This is a genomic window from Mycoplana sp. 10N416, assembly GCF_056394765.1.
Map to the genome: position 1 here is coordinate 13287 of NZ_JBFTIM010000018.1, position 14074 is coordinate 27360.

Genomic DNA, 14074 nt, shown 5'->3' on the forward strand with positions numbered 1-14074 from the left:
GCATCCGGCACTGTATCTGCTGTCGAGATCTGTCGGGACCCATCCGAAGCGAGTTTCGCCAAGAGCTAATAAGTGCCGCTCATGAGGGCATGACACTTACTTATTTGCGCTGTCACATAGTGCGACATAGCCTCTCCCCCGTAGCCCGCGACCAAGACGGGCGGTGCATCCGGCATACGAATTAATCTCCTAGAGAGGAATTTCAATGTTCAGCAAACGCATGTTTCTGGCAGCGACGACGCTCGCCTATGGTCTGGCTCTCGGTGCAGCAACGGCCGCCGAGCCGCTTTCCGTCATGAGCTTCGGCGGCGCCTATCAGGAGGCGCAGCGCAAGGCCGTCTTCAACGCCTATGCCGAAGAGACTGGCCGTCCGATCTCCGAGCAGGAATACGGCGGCGAAATTGCCAAGATCAAGGCTATGATCGACAGCGGCAACACGACGATCGATGTGGTCGACGTCGACGCGCCAACCTTGTTGCAGGGCTGTGACGAAGGGATCTTCGAGCCGATCGACTGGGAGAAGATCGGGCCGAAATCAGAATGGCTTGCCGGCACCACGTCGGACTGCGGCGTCGGCACGATCGTCTATGCGACGATCCTCTCCTACGACGAGGAGAAGCTTGCCAACAAGCCGACGAAGCTGGCCGACCTGTTCGATCTTGAAAAATTCCCCGGCAAGCGCGGCCTCTGGAAGAACCCCGCGACCAACCTCGAATTCGCGCTGCTCGCCGATGGCGTCGCGCCGGAGGCCGTCTACGAGACGCTTTCGACGCCGGACGGCCTCGACCGCGCCTTCGCCAAGCTCGACACGATCAAGGACCAGATCGTCTGGTGGGAAGCGGGCGCCCAGGCGCCGCAGCTGCTCGCCTCCGGGGAAGTGACGCTGACGACGGCCTGGAACGGCCGCATCTTCAACGCCAACAAGGAGGGCCGCAAATTCGGCATCGTCTGGGATAACCAGATCCTCGATTCGAACTTCTGGGCCATTCCCAAGGGCGCCAAGGACATCGAGGGCTCGCTCGCCTTCATCCACTTCGCCGTCGAACCCAAAATTCTCGCCGCGACTGCGAAGTACATTCCCTACGGTCCGGTCCGCACGACGGCGGCGGCCGAAGTGGCCCCGGAAGATGCGAAGAACCTGCCCACCAGTCCCGTCAACCTGACGACCTCGCTCACGCTCGACAACGCCTTCTGGGCGGATCACGGCGACGAGATCAGAAAGCGCTTCACCACCTGGCTTTCCAACTAAGAGGCGGGTCGATGAACACCATATCGCTGGAAAGGAGGCGGCTCGGCAACGAGCCGTCGACCCAGACTGCTGCCGAAACCATGGTGGCCTTCGAACGGGTGCAGAAAACCTACGACGGGCGCACGCTCGTCGTCGAGGACCTCAATCTCGCCGTGCGGCGGGGCGAGTTCCTGACGATGCTGGGGCCGTCCGGCTCCGGCAAGACGACGACGCTGATGATGCTCGGCGGCTTCGAACAGCCGACGATCGGTCGCATCCTGCTGGAGGGGCAGGCCGTCGAGCGTCTGCCACCGGAGCGCCGTGACATCGGTTTCGTCTTCCAGAACTACGCCCTGTTTCCGCACATGACGGTGCGCGAGAACGTCGGCTTTCCGCTGCGTTATCGCGGCGTGAGAGGCGCGGAAGCGGCGAAGCGCATCGAGGATGCGCTGGCGATGGTCAAGCTCGGCGGCCTCGGCGAGCGCCGCCCGGCCCAACTGTCCGGCGGCCAGCAGCAGCGCGTGGCGCTCGCCCGTGCGATGGTGTTCAATCCGAAACTGATCCTGATGGACGAGCCGCTCGGCGCCCTCGACAAGCAGTTGCGCGAGCATATGCAGATCGAGATCAAGCAGATCCAGCAGCGCCTCGGCATCACCATGGTCTATGTGACGCACGATCAGTCGGAGGCGTTGACAATGTCCGACCGGATCGCCGTCTTCCATGAGGGGCGCATCCAGCAACTCTCCGATCCGGTGACGCTCTACGACCGGCCGGAAAACCGCTTCGTCGCTGGTTTTATCGGCGACAACAACACGCTGGCCTGCGAGCTCGCCGGCACCGAGAACGGCCTTGTCGTCGTGCGGATGCAGGACGGCACGCGGCTTCTGACCACCGGTGTCCCCGATCCGCGGGAAACGGACGTGACCGTCTCGCTTCGACCGGAGCGGCTTGGCCTCGATACCGAAGACAGGAAGGGCGCGCAAAACCGGATCAGCGCGCGCGTGCTCGACAAGACCTTCCTGGGCGACCGCGTTCGGCTTTCGCTCGAAGCCTTCGGCAATGCGCATCTCGTCGCCAGCGTGCCGGCGGCCGAAGGTGCGGCGATCGTGCCGGGCAGCACCGTCACGATGGCCTGCTCCGCCGCCGATTGCAGAACGCTGACGAGGTAGTCATGGCGCAAACAATCTCCCTGACCATCCCGGCTATTCGTCCCGACCTGGGCAAAGCGCTCAAACGAGCCGAGCGGCCGAACCGCCTCAGGGCGCTGGCGCTCGCCCTGCCGGCGCTGCTCTTCCTGCTCGTCACCTTCGGCGCGCCGATCGGCATCTTTCTCACCACCGCGGTTCGCAATCCCGAGGTGCGGGAAATCCTGCCACAGACCGTGAGCGCGCTCGACGGCTGGGACGGGCAGGCGGCCCCCGGCGAGGAAGCCTTCGCGGCGCTAGCCGCCGACCTTGCCGCCGCAAAGAAGAACAACACCGCCGCCGCGCTTGGCAAGCGGCTGAACTACGAAAGCGCCGGCATGCGCAGCCGCGTCATGTCGGTGACGCGCCATCTCGGCAGTTTCAAGGACGGGGCGCTGGCCCCGCAATTCGTCGCCCTCGATCCCGCCTGGGCAGAGACGGAACTCTGGGCGATCATCAAGCGCAACGGCGCGCCGGTGACACCCTATTACCTGCTGACGGCCGTCGATCTCGGACAGGACGCCTCCGGCAGCATCGGCCGGGTCGCCGCGGATCAGGCCGTCTTCCTCGACATCCTCGGGCGAACCCTCTGGATCGCCGGCCTGGTGACGGCCGCGACGCTGCTGCTCGGCTTTCCGACGGCCTATGTCATCTCGCTGGCGCCGGCGCGCGTCGCCGGGTTGATGCTGCTGATGGTATTGCTGCCGCTCTGGACCTCGCTTCTGGTGCGCACCACCGCCTGGGTGGTGCTGCTGCAGACCGACGGCGTCATCAACCAGCTGCTGCTCGCGCTCGGTCTCACCACCGAGAAGCTGCAACTGATGCTGACGCGGTTCGGCACCGTGACCGCCATGACCCACATCCAGCTGCCGTTCACGATCCTGCCGATCCTGAGCGTCATGAAGTCCATACCGGAAGGGCAGATGCGGGCGGCGCGCTCGCTCGGCGCCCCGCCGCTTGCCGCCTTCTGGCGGATCTATGCGCCGCAGACGTTGCCGGGCGTGGCGGCCGGCTGTTTGATGACCTTCATCCTGTCGCTCGGCTACTACATCACGCCCGCCCTCGTCGGCGGTCCGCGCGACCAGATGCTGTCGAACTTCATCGCCACCTATATCAACCGCGACCTGAACTGGGGCATGGCTGCAGCGCTTGCCTGCCTGCTCCTGGTGATGACGCTCTCCATCTATCTCGTGTTCCTGCGTCTCGTCGGCGCGGAGCGCATCAAGCTTGGATAAAGACCATGTGGCTTCCCGCTTATGCGACCCGCAGCGAACGGCTCTGCCGCCTGCTTGTCGTCCTGTTCGCCCTTGCCGTCCTGGTCTTTCTGATCGGGCCGCTCTTCGTCGTCTTCCCGCTCTCGGTTTCGAAGGATCCGTTCTTCACCTTCCCGATCAAGGAGTATTCCTGGCGCTGGTATGCGGACTTTTTCGAGAACCCGCGCTGGACGCAAAGCCTTTTGAACAGTCTGGTCGCCGCCTCGTTCAGCACGTTGATAGCGACCGTGCTCGGCACGCTCGCCGCGCTCGGCATCAGCCGGCCTGGCTTCCCGTGGCGCAAGGCCGTCATGGCACTGATGATCTCGCCGATGATCATGCCAGTCGTCATCGTGGCGGTCGGCGCCTACATGTTCTTTGGCTCGCTCGGACTGACCAACACGCGGACCGGCCTTGTGCTGGCCCATGCCGCCCTTGCCGTCCCCTTCGTCGTCGTCACCGTGCTCTCGGCGCTCTCGACCTATGACGCCAATCTCACGCGGGCCGGTGCAAGCCTCGGCGCCGGGCCGGTCAGCGTGTTCTTCGCCGTGACCCTGCCGCTCATCCTGCCGGGTATCGTTTCCGGGGCCCTGCTCGCCTTCGCCGTCTCGTTCGACGAGGTGATCGTGGCCCTGTTCCTCACTGGTGCCGACCAGCGCACCCTGCCGGTGCAGATGTTCTCCGGCATCCGCGACCAGATCAACCCGACGATCATGGCGGCGGCCAGCCTGCTGACCACCGTCTCGATCGCGCTGTTCGTGGTGCTGTCGCTGATCCGCCGCATGCGGCGCGCCTGATCAATCTGCAAGCTTCGGTGCCGCCTAGCGCTTCGCCAACGCGCGGATCTTGTCGCGCAGCAGGCGGGCGACGTTGCGGGTGTTGCGGTACAGATGCAGTTGCGTCGCCACCTGGCGGACGTCGCGGTCGCGGTTCTGCTGCAGGCCGATGACCAGCGTTCCCATCTCCTCGCGCTCTTCCCAGAAGCGGCTCATCACGGGGTGGTCCGGAACGGCGCAGGAATCGGAGCGGACGATGTTCGCATCGTCGAGGTGCCACTCGGTGAGCTGGGCCACAAGCAGCTTGCCAGGCGAGAAGCGGGCAAAGGCCTCGTCATAGGCCGTCTTCCAGGTATAGGCCTCGCCACCGGCGAGAAACACGATCATCGAGGCGATCGCCTTGCCATCGAAGTCGAGCGTATGAATGCGAACACTGTCGGTCTCGGCGAGGTTGGTGATGGCTTCGCGCGCAAAGGCGGCGCGGTAGCGGTCGTTGATCATGGCCGTGCGGCCACGGCCCTTCCATCCCGCCGCCTCCAGCAGCAGGAATTGCTCCATCCGCAGTCGGATTTCGGCCGGCTGCCGGGCGACATTGTAGACGAGCTTTCCCATTTCCTCGAGCTTTCGCCACTGACGCTGCAGTTCCCGGAAATGCTGCGTCGAGATGGCACGCTTCAGGTAGGTCGGGCCATCCAGAAGGCTCTCCAGCATCGGACGCTGGTACGTGCCCGTTACCGTCAGCGGCAGGTTTCGGCCGATCGCGACGGCGCGGGCGAGCGTCGCAAAGGCGCCGTCCAGCCGCAGGTCGGGCAGCACCAGAACGGGCGGCAAGCCATTTCCGGAGGTAGCCAGTGCCTCGTAGAGATTGTCGATGGTTTCGGCGGCGTCCTCCGTGTCGACCAGTGGTGTGCCCAGAGGGCCAAAAGGGTTGGACCAGGCGCGGATGATGCCCGTTCCCACGGAGAAGCCGGGCTTTTCGACGGAGAAGGGCATCAGCAAGCGGATGCGGCTGCGTCGCCCGTCCTCGTCGCGGATCAGCGACAGGCGCACCGTGCGATCTTCGAGGCGCGGCATGGCAGGCGCGAGAAAGCGACCGGTGAAGAAGACATTCGGCTCCAGCGCGCGATTGGCGAGGAAGTCGAGTTCCTGCTGCAGGTCATAACCGGCGACCGCCGGGTACAGCGAGAGCGAGCGGCCGGGGCGACCGATCGGGATGCGGTGCTCGGCCGCCGGCGCCTGCGGCGCCCCGCCGGGCGGCGTACCCACTGCATCGTTGCTCGATCTCGAAATGAATGCCATGTCAGTCAATCCTGTCCTGCCGCTGCCTGCGCTGGCGCGGCGAACGCGAAGAGGGAAATATCCAGCGTGCGGCGCACGGCGGCGAACAGGAGCAGAGCCTCGATTGCCATCGCGCCGGCTGTGGCGAAGGCGGCGCCCATGATGCCAAAGACCGGAATGAGAGTGATGTTGAGGCCGAGGTTAGCCGCAAGCGCTACCGCATAGAGGCCCATGCAGAGCTTCTGCTGGCCGGCCATCGTCAGCAGCACCTCGCCTGGCCCTACGGCGGCCTTTGCTAGAATACCAAAAAACAGGATCACCATGACGCCATAGCCCGCTGGGAAAGCGGGACCAAACAGCGACAGCAGGAAGTCACCTGCGAGCAGGACGCAACCGCCGACGGCGAGCGACGGCCAGAAGCTCCAGCGCACGGTCTCGGCGGCAAAGGCGGCCAGGTTGCGGCGATCGCCCTGGCCATAGAGAGAGGAAAAGCGCGGTGCCGCGGCGGCCTTGACGGAAAACAGCACGAAATGGACGAGCGCCATCGTCTTTGCCGCGGCGAAATAGATTGCCACGCTTTCGGGGTCGAGCACGAGGCCGACAACCACGACGTCGGAATTCGTCAGCAGGAAGCCGAATCCTTCGATCAGGAAGATCGGCAGCGCCATCCGTATCCAGGTTCCGAACTCGATTTGATGCTGTCCGCGGCGGTAGGTACGCCGAAGCCGAAGGGTGACGTTGAAGAATTGCGCGACCGAGGTGAGATAAGTCGCGGCGAGCGCGGCGCCCATCGCTGTTTGCGCGGATTGAGGAGCACCCAGCCAAACTGCGCCGACCAGAAACAACAGGATCAGCAGCGGCCGCACGAGGTAGGTCGGGCTCAAGGCAACGACGGCCCAGCTGTGGGCACGCGCCGTTCCTTCCAGGACATCGCCGAGCGCAATCATCGGCAGGCAGAAGAGGCCGAGATAGACGGGGATGATGTAGTAGTTCTCGATGTGGTCCGCGAACAACCAGAGGCCGAGCAACCCCGAGGCGGCCACCAGGCTTGCTGACACCATGGCAAAGCTGCGGGCCGTGGCGGTCAGTCCGCGGATCTCGTCGAAGGCGTTGCGGGCGCTGTATTCGGGCAGGAACCGCACGACTGTGGAGTGGAAGCCAAGGCATGAAAGATTGCCGAATAGGACCACCAAAACCCAGACGAAGACAAAGATGCCGTACTCGAACTCTCCCATCATCCGCGCCATGACGATCTGGGAGACGAAGGCGATGGCCGCACTGACGACGCGGATGACGAAAGCGATCATCGCCATGCGCTGGGCGCGCATTCGCGGATCACTTCCGGACAGTATTTCGGCAAGATGGCGCAAGGCAGGTGCGGCCCTGCGGCGCAGTCCGCTTGGCAGCAGCTTTTCCGCCGACTGAATGACCGCCATGAACACTGGGACCCGCACGCAAACACAAAAACACCCGTGCACTCTTGGCAGATCACGGTTAACAAAGGGTGGGTATCCACCAACAAGGCAGGGATATGGCGATCGATCCACAAGAAAGGGCGCGCATGCTGAGGGCGCTTTCGATCGGGCCGACGATGGTCCGCTATCTTGAGGAGATCGGGATCGAACGCCTGTCGGATCTGATCGGCGCGAGTGCCGAGGAACTGGCCTTCCGCATCGATATCTCGCTTGGCCGCAAGCACATGAACAGGCTGGGGGTCGCGGCCCTGGCGAACCTGATCGCGCTGGCGGAGGCGGAATGTGGACAATGGTCAGAAACAGCGATGCCGCCCGAAGGCGGCACCTGATCGCTTGAAATCCAGGAAGATCGTTCGAGCAACCTAGACCTGCTCGAACGCACCGTGGCAGTGCTTGTATTTCTTGCCCGAGCCACAGGGGCACGGCTCGTTGCGCGCGACCTTGCCCCAGGTCGAGGGATTCTGCGGATCGCGGTCTTCGGGGTTGACCGGGACGGCCATGAAGCCGCCGCTGCCTTCGCCGAAGTCGTCCTCGCCGGTCGTCCCGTCGATGTGGTGTCCTTCCATATCCGGAAGGGCCGGGGCGGGGGCCTCGGCCGCCTCGCGGACCAGTTCGACCCGCATCAACTGGGCCGTCACCGTCTGGCGGAGGTTGGCCAGCAGCGCCTGGAACAGCTCGAAGGCCTCACCCTTGTACTCCTGCAGCGGATCACGCTGGGCATAGCCGCGGAAACCGATGACGGAGCGTAGGTGATCGAGATTGACGATGTGCTCGCGCCACAGATGGTCGATCGTCTGCAGCACGACCGATTTCTCGACATAGGCCATGATCTGCGGCCCGAAGCGCTCGGCGCGGTCGGCGGCGGCCTGGTCCGCGGCGGACTTGACCCGCGCCAGGATGTCGGCTTCGTCGATGCCTTCCTCGGCGGCCCACTGCTCGATCGGCAGATCCAGGTTCAGGTGCTGGGCGACGCCTGCCTTGAGGCCGGCGACATCCCACTGCTCGGCGTAGGCGTGCTCGGGGATGTGCAGCTTGACGAGGTTCTCGATGACCTCGTGGCGCATGTCCTCGACGATCTCCGTCAGGCTCTCGGCGTCCATCAGTTCGAGCCGCTGCTCGAAGATGACCTTGCGCTGGTCGTTCAGTACGTCGTCGTATTTCAGCAGGTTCTTGCGGATGTCGAAGTTGCGCGCCTCGACCTTCTTCTGGGCGCGTTCGAGCGCCTTGTTGATCCAGGGATGGACGATCGCCTCGCCCTCCTTGAGGCCCAGCTTCTGCAGCATGCCGTCCATGCGGTCGGAGCCGAAGATGCGCATCAGGTCGTCCTGCAGCGACAGGTAGAACTTCGAGCGGCCGGGGTCGCCCTGGCGGCCGGAGCGGCCGCGCAGCTGGTTGTCGATGCGACGGCTTTCGTGCCGTTCGGTCGCAAGGACGTAGAGACCGCCGGCAGCAAGCGCCTGCTCCTTCAGCGCCTTGACTTCCTCGACAATCGCCGCCCGCTTTGCATCGCGCTCCGGACCGGGCTCGATTTCGGCGAGATCGCGCTCCAGGCGCATGTCGAGGTTGCCGCCGAGCTGGATGTCGGTGCCGCGGCCGGCCATGTTGGTCGCGATCGTGACGGCGCCCGGCACGCCGGCCTGGCTGACGATGTAGGCTTCCTGCTCGTGATAGCGTGCGTTCAGGACCTGGAAGTTCTTCACACCCGACATCTTCAAGCGCTCGGCGAGAAGCTCGGACTTCTCGATCGAGGTCGTGCCGACCAGGATCGGCTGGCCGCGCTTCTGCGCGTCCTTGATCTCTTCGATGATCGCCTTGTATTTTTCTTCCGCTGTCCGGTAGACCTCGTCGTCTTCGTCAAGGCGCTTGATCGGCAGATTGGTCGGTACTTCGACGACCTCGAGGCCGTAGATGTTGCCGAACTCTTCCGCTTCCGTCGAAGCCGTGCCGGTCATGCCGCCAAGCTTCTCGTACATGCGGAAGTAGTTCTGGAAGGTCACCGAAGCCAGCGTCTGGTTTTCCGGCTGGATCTGTACCTTTTCCTTGGCTTCCAGCGCCTGATGCTGGCCTTCCGAATAACGACGGCCCGGCATCATGCGGCCGGTGAACTCGTCGATGATGACGATCTCGTCGTTGCGGACGATGTAGTCCTTGTCGCGGGTGAAGAGCTTGTGGGCCTTCAGCGCGTTGTTGATGTGGTGGACGATGGCGACGTTCTCGACGTCGTACAGCGATTCGCCCTTCAGCAGCCCCGCATCGCGCAGCAGGTTCTCCAGCTTCTCGGTGCCGATTTCGGAAAAGTTGGCCGAGCGCTGCTTCTCGTCGATCTCGTAGTCTTCCTCCGACAGCATCGGAATGAAGGCGTCGATGGTGATGTAGAGATCGGAGCGGTCATCGAGCGGGCCGGAGATGATCAGCGGCGTGCGCGCTTCGTCGACCAGGATCGAGTCTACTTCGTCGACGATCGCGTAGTAGTGGCCGCGCTGGACCATCTGGACGCGCTCATACTTCATGTTGTCGCGCAGATAGTCGAAGCCAAGCTCGTTGTTGGTCGCATAGGTGATGTCGCTGGCATAGGCCTCGCGGCGCTGGTCGTCATCAAGGCCGTGGACGATCACGCCAGTCGACATGCCGAGAAAGCCGTAGATCTTGCCCATCATGGCCGCATCGCGGCGGGCGAGATAGTCGTTGACGGTGACGACGTGGACGCCGCGGCTGGCAAGGGCGTTCAGATAGACCGGCAGCGTGGCGACCAGCGTCTTGCCTTCGCCGGTCTTCATCTCCGCGATCGACTTCTCATGCAGGATCATGCCGCCGATGAGCTGGACGTCGAAGGGGCGCAGGCCGAGCACACGAACGGCTGCCTCGCGAACAACGGCGAAGGCCGGGATAAGCAGGTCGTCCAGCGACTTGCCGTCCGCAAACTGCTTGCGGAACTCCAGCGTCTTGGCGGCGAGCTGCTCGTCCGAAAGCGCCTTCATCTCGGCTTCGAGGGCATTGATCGCGTCGACCCGGGGCTTGTAAGAACGGACGCGGCGCTCGTTGGACGAGCCGAACAGTTTGCGGGCGAGGCCGCCGAGGCTGACCATCGGGATGGTCCTTTCTTTGGTGTCGGGGGCGTTTCGCGGGGCTTGCAAGATGCGCGCAAACGGCGTGAAACGCCCGGAAACGTTCTGGACGCGAGATTGCGTGACAGATAAGAGGGGGGTCGAATGATGTCAACGGCGCAATCGGTTACACAACCGCCACATTCCGGTGTTTTTGAACCGTTCGAGTGCCCGTTTCGCCCCGAAGTCGGCCGTCTGTGAAAGGTTTATGAGGATGTTTAAATACAGCAAGCTTGCAGCCGTCGCGCTCATCGCGATCGCAGCTGCCCACGGCGTGGCCTTCGCAGAAGACCAGCCCGATCCGGTCGTCGCCAAGGTCGGCGGGGTCGAAATCCGCCAGTCCGAAATCGATCTCGCCACGGCCGGTCTCGACCCGCAGCTCGCAAACCTGCCTCCGGAGCAGAAGAAGGTTGCCGCCCTCTCGGCCCTGATCGACGTGAAGCTGCTCGCTGCCGATGCGACGAAGGAAGGGCTGGAGAACGATGCGGCGTTCAAGCAGCGTGTCGCCTACCTGACCGAGCGCGAGCTGCACAACGCCTATTTCAAGAAGCACGTTGTCGACGCGATAACGCCGGAAGAGGTGAAGGCCCGCTACGAAAAGGAAATTGCCGCAGTCGAGCCGCAGGAAGAGGTGCGCGCCCGTCATATCCTCGTCAAGACCGAAGAGGAGGCGAAGGAAATCATCGTCGCCCTCGACGGCGGTAAGAATTTCGCCGATCTCGCCAAGGAAAAGTCGACCGATGCAGCATCGGAAGGCGGCGACCTCGGCTATTTCACCAAGGGTCGCATGGTGCCTGAATTCGAGGCGGCGGCCTTCGCGCTTGAAAAGGGCGCCTACACGAAGACCCCCGTCAAGACGCAATTCGGCTACCACGTCATCCTTGTCGAGGACAAGCGCAAGCAGGCCCCGCCGACCCTGGAACAGGTCGAGCCGCAGGTTCGCCAGATGGTCATGCGTGACAAGTATATCGCGCTTATCGAGGCCGCAAAGGCATCGGCCGCCGTCGAGATCGAGGATCCGGAGCTGAAGAAGACCTACGACGAGATCAACAACCCGCAGACCGGTGCGGAGAGCGAACCGGCCGCGGAGCCGAAAAAGAACTGATCCATAGACTGGCCCGCCAACAACGGCGGGCCTTCCACTGCTTACGGGAATTGCCATGTCTGCCACCGTCTCGCCGCTTGCCCCGAAATCCTACGCTGAAATGCCGCCGGTCCGTGGCGTGCGCATGGCAACCGCTGCCGCCGGCATCAAGTACAAGGGGCGCACCGATGTTCTGATGATGGTGTTCGACGCGCCGGCTGCTGCCGCCGGTGTCTTCACCACGTCCAAGTGTCCATCGGCCCCCGTGGACTTCTGCAAGGAGAACCTTGCGGGCGGCAAGGCTCGCGCAGTGGTGGTCAATTCCGGCAATGCGAATGCGTTTACCGGGCGCAAGGGTCGCGAATCCACGGCGATGACGGCGGCGGCTGCGGCCAAGGCGGTCGGCTGCGGCGAGGGCGAGGTGTTTCTCGCCTCTACCGGCGTGATCGGCGAACCGCTCGACGCCACGAAATTTTCCGGCGTGTTGGATGAACTTGCGGTCTCCGCCAAGGAGGATTTCTGGTTCGAGGCTGCAAAGGCGATCATGACCACGGATACCTATCCGAAGGTCGCCACGCGCACCGCCAGGATCGGCGGCGTCTCCGTTCGCATCAACGGCATCGCCAAGGGCGCCGGCATGATCGCGCCGGACATGGCGACGATGCTCTCCTTCGTGGTGACAGATGCAAATATTCCGGCGGCCGTGCTGCAGGCGCTTCTCTCCGAAGGCGTCGGCCCGACCTTCAACTCGGTGACGGTCGACAGCGATACCTCCACCTCCGACACCCTGATGCTGTTTGCCACCGGGGCGGCTGCGGCCGACGGGCAACCGGTGATCACGGACGCGGCAGATGCGGCGCTCACCGAGTTCCGGGCGGCATTGAACGACCTTTTGAAAGATCTGGCCCTGCAGGTGGTTCGCGACGGCGAAGGCGCGCGCAAGATGGTGGCGGTCACGGTCGAGCGCGCCGAGAATGACGCCGCGGCCAAGCGCATCGCCCTTTCCATCGCCAATTCGCCGCTGGTCAAGACGGCCGTTGCCGGCGAAGACGCCAACTGGGGGCGGGTGGTGATGGCCGTGGGCAAGTCCGGGGAGATGGCCGACCGCGACCGCCTCGCGATCTGGTTTGGCGATGTGCGCGTCGCCGTCGACGGCGAGCGGGATTCGAGCTATTCGGAACAGGCGGCCTCCGCCGTCATGAAGGAACAGGACATCGCCGTCCGTGTCGACATCGGCCTCGGCTCCGGCAGGGCGACCGTGTGGACCTGCGATCTCACGAAGGAATATGTCGAAATCAACGGCGACTATCGCAGCTGATGGTCGGGGTGTCCGAAATGACCAATCCTGACCTCGCTCGCATCAGGGAGCAGAACGCCATGGCTGATCTGGCAAGCGTGCGCCGGCTCGAAGCCGTCGGCTTCCGTGCCTGGCCGGCCGCGTCTACCCAGTATGATGGCAGCTGGCTCATCCGCCTGACCGCCGGCCATCCGTCCAAGCGGCTGAATTCCGTCAACCCGCTCGATCCATCCGACACGCGCGATATTGCGCTTCGGCTGGAGAAAGCTGGCAAGCGTTTTTCCGACTACGGGCGGCGGCTGCTTGTTCGCCAGACCCCGCTTGCACCGCCGGCGCTGATCGCTTTCATGGACGAGGCCGGATGGTCCCGTATCGGCGAGACTGCGGTCATGATGGTGGACCTCACCGAGACCGTAACGGCGGAAAGTGCCGACGGCGTGGAACACGTGCCAAGCCGCGACGTCGGTCGCTTCGTCGATGCCCGCATCCGCGTTGCCGGTGAGGATCCGGCGCTCAAGCCCGGCCTCACCGAGATTGTCAGTGCGATCAAGCCGGAGGCGGGGCTGTTCATCTTCGAGGAGCCGGGTTTCGGCCCCTCCGCGGTCTCGCTGACGGTGCAGGACAATGACCTGGCCGGGGTTCTGCAGCTGGCCGTTGCACCAGAGTTGCGTGGCCGCGGCATCGGTACGACCATTCTGCACTCCTCCCTGCGATGGGCCCGGCTGCGCGGCGCCAAGCGGGCCTGGGTACAAGCAGAGATCGACAACGAGGGCGCGCTCGCGCTCTATCGCCAGGCGGGCTTCCGCGAAGTCTATCGCTACGTCTACCGTGGGCCGGAAAAGCCATGACGCCATCAGCCTCCCGCAAAATCCTCCTCGTTGCCGCTTGTGCGCTGATCGATGCGGATGGGCGCATTCTCCTGGCGCAGCGGCCGGAGGGAAAAGCGCTCGCCGGCCTGTGGGAGTTCCCCGGCGGCAAGGTCGAGCCCGGCGAGACGCCGGAGGAGACGCTGATCCGCGAACTGCACGAGGAACTGGGAATCACCACCAAGGTGGCGTGTCTGGCGCCGCTGACGTTCGCGAGCCATACCTATGACGACTTCCACCTGCTGATGCCGCTCTATGTCTGCCGTCGATACGAGGGCACGGCGCACGGCCGCGAGGGACAGGCGCTGAAATGGGTCAAGCCGAAGATGCTGCGGGACTATCCGATGCCGCCGGCCGACGAGCCGCTGATCCCCTATCTGATGGATTTGTTGTGATAAGGCATCACCGCGGCATCTTTCTCTGCCTTCGTTAATCCATCGTTTATCTCCGTCGTCCAAATAATGGGCTTGCTGTTGCGTTGCCGTGCCGATTGGCGTGGGGCGTCGTGGCACTTTTGAACCGGCGCATG

The 14074-nt window shown here is 63.9% G+C and carries 12 protein-coding genes; 9 read left to right on the forward strand and 3 right to left on the reverse strand.

The window, feature by feature from the left end; translation table 11 throughout:
* The first annotated feature begins 205 nt into the window (after positions 1–205).
* The 4 genes from AC1DDS_RS23210 to AC1DDS_RS23225 are packed head-to-tail and all read left to right on the forward strand — an operon-like array spanning position 206 to position 4462.
* On the forward strand, positions 206–1249 hold the full coding sequence (locus AC1DDS_RS23210; protein ID WP_477481014.1) for an ABC transporter substrate-binding protein: 1044 nt from the start codon (positions 206–208) through the stop codon (positions 1247–1249).
* 11 nt (positions 1250–1260) lie between these two features.
* Positions 1261–2397, forward strand: a complete 1137-nt coding sequence (locus AC1DDS_RS23215) for an ABC transporter ATP-binding protein (RefSeq protein ID WP_477481015.1) — start codon at positions 1261–1263, stop codon at positions 2395–2397.
* A gap of 2 nt (positions 2398–2399) precedes the next feature.
* Positions 2400–3647, forward strand: a complete 1248-nt coding sequence (locus AC1DDS_RS23220) for an ABC transporter permease (RefSeq protein ID WP_477481016.1) — start codon at positions 2400–2402, stop codon at positions 3645–3647.
* A gap of 5 nt (positions 3648–3652) precedes the next feature.
* Positions 3653–4462, forward strand: coding sequence for an ABC transporter permease (locus AC1DDS_RS23225; RefSeq protein WP_477481017.1), 810 nt, complete (start codon positions 3653–3655; stop codon positions 4460–4462).
* A gap of 24 nt (positions 4463–4486) precedes the next feature.
* On the opposite strand, the gene AC1DDS_RS23230 is transcribed toward AC1DDS_RS23225, so the two are convergent.
* Positions 4487–5740, reverse strand: a complete 1254-nt coding sequence (locus AC1DDS_RS23230; RefSeq protein WP_477481018.1) for a GNAT family N-acetyltransferase — start codon at positions 5738–5740, stop codon at positions 4487–4489.
* Between the two features lie 5 nt (positions 5741–5745).
* Positions 5746–7155, reverse strand: a complete 1410-nt coding sequence (locus AC1DDS_RS23235) for a lipopolysaccharide biosynthesis protein (protein WP_477481019.1) — start codon at positions 7153–7155, stop codon at positions 5746–5748.
* A 125-nt stretch (positions 7156–7280) separates the two neighbouring features.
* On the opposite strand from AC1DDS_RS23235, the gene AC1DDS_RS23240 reads away from it, so the two are divergent.
* Positions 7281–7523: a hypothetical protein gene (locus AC1DDS_RS23240; protein WP_477481020.1), complete on the forward strand. Its 243-nt coding sequence runs from the start codon at positions 7281–7283 to the stop codon at positions 7521–7523.
* Between the two features lie 33 nt (positions 7524–7556).
* On the opposite strand, the gene secA is transcribed toward AC1DDS_RS23240, so the two are convergent.
* A complete protein-coding gene (secA, locus tag AC1DDS_RS23245) occupies positions 7557–10280 on the reverse strand; it encodes a preprotein translocase subunit SecA (protein WP_310424013.1) in 2724 nt (907 codons plus the stop codon).
* Positions 10281–10512: 232 nt separating this feature from the next.
* Between secA and AC1DDS_RS23250 the strand changes: the two genes are divergently transcribed.
* Genes AC1DDS_RS23250 through mutT form a run of 4 tightly spaced genes read left to right on the forward strand, consistent with a single transcriptional unit; the run spans position 10513 to position 13940 of the window.
* The gene (locus tag AC1DDS_RS23250) at positions 10513–11403 is read left to right on the forward strand and encodes a peptidylprolyl isomerase (protein ID WP_477481035.1); all 891 of its coding nucleotides are present in this window, start codon (positions 10513–10515) and stop codon (positions 11401–11403) included.
* 55 nt (positions 11404–11458) lie between these two features.
* A complete protein-coding gene (gene argJ, locus AC1DDS_RS23255) occupies positions 11459–12700 on the forward strand; it encodes a bifunctional glutamate N-acetyltransferase/amino-acid acetyltransferase ArgJ (RefSeq protein ID WP_477481021.1) in 1242 nt (413 codons plus the stop codon).
* A gap of 17 nt (positions 12701–12717) precedes the next feature.
* Positions 12718–13527, forward strand: coding sequence for a GNAT family N-acetyltransferase (locus AC1DDS_RS23260; RefSeq protein WP_477481022.1), 810 nt, complete (start codon positions 12718–12720; stop codon positions 13525–13527).
* Positions 13524–13940 (forward strand): 8-oxo-dGTP diphosphatase MutT, encoded by a 417-nt coding sequence (mutT, locus tag AC1DDS_RS23265; protein ID WP_477481023.1) that lies wholly within the window; start codon positions 13524–13526, stop codon positions 13938–13940. Before AC1DDS_RS23260 ends, mutT begins: the two co-directional genes overlap by 4 nt.
* Positions 13941–14074 lie beyond the last annotated feature (134 nt).

What these genes read in the sequence shown, in the direction of transcription:
- AC1DDS_RS23250 (WP_477481035.1), top strand. Translation starts at nt 10,513, where the DNA reads ATGTTTAAATACAGCAAGCTTGCAGCCGTCGCGCTCATCGCGATCGCA.
- AC1DDS_RS23225 (WP_477481017.1), top strand. Translation starts at nt 3,653, where the DNA reads ATGTGGCTTCCCGCTTATGCGACCCGCAGCGAACGGCTCTGCCGCCTG.
- secA (WP_310424013.1), bottom strand. Translation starts at nt 10,280, where the DNA reads ATGGTCAGCCTCGGCGGCCTCGCCCGCAAACTGTTCGGCTCGTCCAAC.
- AC1DDS_RS23240 (WP_477481020.1), top strand. Translation starts at nt 7,281, where the DNA reads ATGCTGAGGGCGCTTTCGATCGGGCCGACGATGGTCCGCTATCTTGAG.
- AC1DDS_RS23220 (WP_477481016.1), top strand. Translation starts at nt 2,400, where the DNA reads ATGGCGCAAACAATCTCCCTGACCATCCCGGCTATTCGTCCCGACCTG.
- AC1DDS_RS23260 (WP_477481022.1), top strand. Translation starts at nt 12,718, where the DNA reads ATGACCAATCCTGACCTCGCTCGCATCAGGGAGCAGAACGCCATGGCT.
- argJ (WP_477481021.1), top strand. Translation starts at nt 11,459, where the DNA reads ATGTCTGCCACCGTCTCGCCGCTTGCCCCGAAATCCTACGCTGAAATG.
- AC1DDS_RS23235 (WP_477481019.1), bottom strand. Translation starts at nt 7,155, where the DNA reads ATGGCGGTCATTCAGTCGGCGGAAAAGCTGCTGCCAAGCGGACTGCGC.
- AC1DDS_RS23215 (WP_477481015.1), top strand. Translation starts at nt 1,261, where the DNA reads ATGAACACCATATCGCTGGAAAGGAGGCGGCTCGGCAACGAGCCGTCG.
- AC1DDS_RS23230 (WP_477481018.1), bottom strand. Translation starts at nt 5,740, where the DNA reads ATGGCATTCATTTCGAGATCGAGCAACGATGCAGTGGGTACGCCGCCC.
- mutT (WP_477481023.1), top strand. Translation starts at nt 13,524, where the DNA reads ATGACGCCATCAGCCTCCCGCAAAATCCTCCTCGTTGCCGCTTGTGCG.
- AC1DDS_RS23210 (WP_477481014.1), top strand. Translation starts at nt 206, where the DNA reads ATGTTCAGCAAACGCATGTTTCTGGCAGCGACGACGCTCGCCTATGGT.